At 61.7% G+C, this 1977-nt stretch carries 2 protein-coding genes and 1 pseudogene; 1 reads left to right on the forward strand and 2 read right to left on the reverse strand.

Annotated elements, in window-relative coordinates; all coding sequences use genetic code 11:
- Positions 1–949: pseudogene (locus KO516_RS14905) on the reverse strand (mobilization relaxase); the annotation flags it as partial.
- Positions 946–1284: a hypothetical protein gene (locus KO516_RS14910; protein ID WP_216004578.1), complete on the reverse strand. Its 339-nt coding sequence runs from the start codon at positions 1282–1284 to the stop codon at positions 946–948. The pseudogene KO516_RS14905 and the gene KO516_RS14910, both read right to left, overlap by 4 nt.
- Positions 1285–1421: 137 nt before the next feature.
- Between KO516_RS14910 and KO516_RS14915 the strand changes: the two genes are divergently transcribed.
- Positions 1422–1727 carry a hypothetical protein gene (locus KO516_RS14915; RefSeq protein WP_216004579.1) on the forward strand — a complete coding sequence of 102 codons (306 nt, stop codon included), beginning with the start codon at positions 1422–1424 and terminating at the stop codon, positions 1725–1727.
- Positions 1728–1977 lie beyond the last annotated feature (250 nt).

Here is a 1977-nt window from a genome sequence, read left to right on the forward strand (position 1 = left end):
GATTTGCGCAACAACGCCGTGCTGCAGGGTCTCCAAATCGTCCGAGATTGTACGCGCGACGCTTTGCGCAGTCTTCCGCAACGCAGCGTTCGAGCTCTGCAACTGGGATTGCAGCGAGTCGAGCTGAGCCTCCAGCATCTGCTCCATGTTCTGCCGAATGCGGGGGTTGAGTTGTATCTGCGGTCCAGTAGACATGGAAGTACTTTCCTTTCAAGCGCCACTTGTTCACCGGCATGTCCGGGTCCGCGACGGTGATGTAATTGGCCCCGGCCCGCGGGATTTCGAATCCGATGCCCTTGAGCGCCTCGAGCAGCGAGACACGGTCATGGATCGCTCCTAGACCGACCTGAGCCTGCACGCATTCATTGACCTCCGCTCGAGTCTGAGCGCGCTCGGGCGCCTCGGCGATGCTTTTCACGTCGCGTGCCCGCGCCGGGTCCATCGGGTCTGCCCAGCCATGGCGGCGATTGTGCAAGTCCATGAAAGCTAGGAAGGACTGCTCATGCCCCGGCGGCGCGATGTTCAGCGCCTTGCCGGTCAGCAAGTCCATTCTCGGCATGATGAAGTGCAGCTCGACGCGGCCGACATGGAGGTGGCGCACCCAGAGCACCCGGTAACGATCATGCCTCAGCCCTGGGCAGGCGAAAGCCTCGAAATCCTCCATGAGCTGGCGCTGCTGCGCTTCGGTCGGGGCATCCTCGGCAGCAAAGCTCAGCACGCCCAATTTGTACTTCCAGCGATGTGGCACCGCGTCCACGAGGTCGATCATGCGCTCCGGATGGCCCTTCAGAACTTCGGGCATGATCGTGCGGCGGGTGCGTTTGACCTTGCCCGCGGCATCCCGTTTGGGCTGTCGGTGCTGATCATAGTCTACGACGAATTCGTCGATGAGGTACTTCACGGCCGGAGCGACCTCGCCTTGGCCGTGAGCGAAGAACTTGACCATCATCTCCAGCTCCAATGGCTGTGCGCCAACTTCCCAAGCTTTTGGTCGATGCTGACCAGCAGGCTGACGATCGCCAAGTGGTCTAGGAAACCATCGTCGACTTTAGCCCTCCGCAAGACGCGCGTGACCTCGTCCATGTCGGCCTCAATCCGAGCCACTGCGCGCAGCAGCTCAGGCGGCGCGATCGGAACGCTACTTCGGTGGCCGGAGGTCACCATGCCGAGGGCCTCTCTCAGCAACTCCGCCAGCGGGCGGCGCGCCCGTCGCGCAATATCGTCCAGGGTCTCCTTCTCAAGCTGCGACACCCGGAAGGTGATCGATTTGGATAGCTCATCCATGTACTTGGAAACCGAGACTGCCCGGGGGTTCGAAGGGGGCATCGCCCCCTCGCCTGTTCCCGCGTCGTAAGACGTGGGTGAACTTGATGTCCGTCTTGTGACCATAACTCTGCCCTTCCTCAGCTTTCGCGGTATCCGTGACCGATATTTCCAGAGAGCCGCCCTCGGCGGCTGCGCAGCGGTGGCTCGCCTGCCGTATGGGAGGCGATCTCACCACCACTCCGCGGTACTTGGTCGGCGCCGTCCGACCTGTTACCAGCGGCGCGCAATTGACGCTGAAGCCCCTGGAGCTCTCCAATCAATCCTTGAAGCGCAGAACCCCGCGCGGCGGTATTCCGAGCCAGGCCGAGGAACGCGCGTCGCATATCATCGACGTGATGTGCGCTGCCCTCCCTCTCAGCATTTCGGTCTGCAACCAGCAAACAGACGGCGGCCTTCTCTGAGCCGAAGCAGTCGACCTGCCTCTGCCAGAGACCCGCCGGGATACCCCGAACTTGAGCCCAGTCCTTCGCCGCAGCAGAGATCGTGCGCCAATCTGGTGGCGCGCCTGGAGGGGTGTATATCTTCACCGCGTCTTCGAAGCCGGGGCTGGCGAGAATGCAGAACTGCGCCGGGGTCAGCCGAAGTTCGGGCTGCCTACCGCTACTTCTTTTTGAATATGCTTTTATACTTTCCCTAGGGTCAGGATTCATA

The sequence above is a fragment of the Citreicella sp. C3M06 genome, assembly GCF_018860705.1.
Taxonomy (GTDB): Bacteria; Pseudomonadota; Alphaproteobacteria; order Rhodobacterales; family Rhodobacteraceae; genus Salipiger.